Genomic DNA, 1508 nt, shown 5'->3' with positions numbered 1-1508 from the left:
GACCAGCCTGTCGTGCCGGCCGGCACGCCGGGCCACATCGGCTGGCACGAGCTTTATACGAGCGACTGGAAAGCCGCGTTCGATTTCTATTCCGAGCAGTTCGGCTGGGTCGACGCCGGCGATTTCGACATGGGCCCGATGGGCACTTACCAGACCTTTACAGCCGGCCCCGAATCCGGCGGCGGCATCATGAACAAGCCCGAGCAGATTCCGGTCCCGGTCTGGCAGTTCTATTTCAATGTTCCGGCCATCGATGCGGCGGCCAAACGGGTGACCGACAATGGCGGCAAGATCCTGATGGGGCCGATGGAGGTCCCGGGCGGCAGCTGGATCGTCCAATGCCAGGACCCGCAGGGCGCGCATTTCGCCTTGATGGCGCCGGTCCGCTGACCGCGATCGAACATCGCTGAAACAAGCGCGGGCTTTCATCGGACTACCGATGAAGGCCTCTATCCCCTGCCTGGCGCCGTCTCATTCCGGCGCCAGCACCGCGACCTTCAGCTCAGCTTTTTTCGCGCCGCTGAACTGGACGGTGGCCGGGCCCGGTGCAAGCTTGAAGCGCACGCTCTTGCGGATGCCAGGGCATGTTTTCACGCCACTATAGCCCGCCGACTTGATGGCCTGGCCGTCCTGGATGACATCGATCCAGGCCTCGCCCGAGAGACTTATCTGGATGGCTCCCTCGGATGGCACCTCCACGCTGGCGACGGCGCCAAACGTGTCCGATGCCGGCGCACGTTCCGGCGCTACCGCAAAACCGGCTTTCTCTACCGGCACCAGCGCCAGGTCCGCAGCCGCACCAACCGCCAGCGCCGCTCCGGACGGCGTTGCCGGTGCTGCGGCAAACAGGGTCTGCTCCCGCGTCACCGGCCACTTGAACGCCTCACAGCCGGCGTCCTCGGCCATGGCGAAGCTGGTGCCTGCGAGGATCGCGAAAAGGCTGATGACGACTTTTTTCATGGCAAAGGCCCCCACACATTCAGGATTGTTGTACACGCATCAATACAACCATAGAGATATTAATGCAACCTTGGCGAGAAAAATTTAATGGCAATTGGGAACATCCCAATCACCGATTGTTGACGGCAGGCCATACGAAGTGAATGGTCATTCCTGGGCGATAATCTATGGCCGGGCGGATTGAAAATGGAGTCATTATGAAGCTTTTCGAAAGCCTCTCCAGATACCAGCCGCAGGCGCTCGGCGTGTTGCGCATCATGACCGCGCTGCAGTTCATCGAGCATGGCAGCCAGAAACTGTTCAACCTCCCCGTCAGCGCCGATCCCCACCCCCTTTCCGGGCTGACCATGACCGCCGGCATCCTCGAATTCGCCGGCGGCATCCTGCTGGCGCTCGGCCTGTTCACGCGGCCCGTAGCCTTCCTTCTGGCCGGCGAAATGGCGATCGCCTATTTCATGGCGCACATGCCGCGCGACTTCTTCCCGGTCAACAATGGCGGCGATTCGGCGATCTCGTTCTGCTTCATCTTCCTCTATCTGGTGTTTGCC

The 1508-nt window shown here is 61.5% G+C and carries 3 protein-coding genes; 2 read left to right on the top strand and 1 reads right to left on the bottom strand.

The window, feature by feature from the left end:
- Positions 1-390: VOC family protein (locus EN750_RS33825; protein ID WP_145968179.1), on the top strand; the 390-nt coding region annotated here is incomplete at its 5' end.
- An 81-nt stretch (positions 391-471) separates the two neighbouring features.
- On the opposite strand, the gene EN750_RS33820 is transcribed toward EN750_RS33825, so the two are convergent.
- Complete coding sequence (locus tag EN750_RS33820; protein WP_127399239.1) at positions 472-960, bottom strand: hypothetical protein; 489 nt, start codon at positions 958-960, stop codon at positions 472-474.
- Positions 961-1157: 197 nt separating this feature from the next.
- Between EN750_RS33820 and EN750_RS33815 the strand changes: the two genes are divergently transcribed.
- Positions 1158-1508 (top strand): DoxX family protein (locus tag EN750_RS33815; RefSeq protein WP_145968178.1); only part of this gene is annotated, 351 nt, incomplete at its 3' end.

Source organism: Mesorhizobium sp. M7A.F.Ca.ET.027.03.2.1, from assembly GCF_003999175.1.
GTDB lineage: Bacteria > Pseudomonadota > Alphaproteobacteria > Rhizobiales > Rhizobiaceae > Mesorhizobium.
This window is presented reverse-complemented; position numbering and strand designations above follow the sequence as displayed.

What these genes read in the sequence shown, in the direction of transcription:
- EN750_RS33820 (WP_127399239.1), bottom strand. Translation starts at nt 960, where the DNA reads ATGAAAAAAGTCGTCATCAGCCTTTTCGCGATCCTCGCAGGCACCAGC.